The following is a 251-nucleotide window of genomic DNA, read 5'->3' on the forward strand; positions in this document are numbered from 1 at the left end:
CCGGTGATTTTGCCGCCGAGCATGCTCGCTCCGGCAAAGGCCCGATGATCCTAGAAATGCTCACCTACCGCTATCGCGGCCATTCGATGTCGGATCCGGCCAAATATCGCTCGAAGGAGGAGGTGCAGAAAATGCGCACCGAACACGATGCGATCGAGCAGGTGAAGAAGCGGCTGATGGAAAGCCACGGCATGAGCGAAGATGACGTGAAGGCCGTCGACAAGGAAATTCGCGGCGTCGTCAACCAGGCG

Annotated in this window: 1 protein-coding gene; it reads left to right on the forward strand. The window is 58.6% G+C overall.

The features are described from left to right. Positions 1–251 (forward strand): thiamine pyrophosphate-dependent enzyme (locus CH341_RS33040; RefSeq protein WP_245431362.1); only part of this gene is annotated, 251 nt, incomplete at both ends.

Origin of the sequence: Rhodoplanes roseus, from assembly GCF_003258865.1 — a bacterium.
Lineage (GTDB): Bacteria > Pseudomonadota > Alphaproteobacteria > Rhizobiales > Xanthobacteraceae > Rhodoplanes > Rhodoplanes roseus.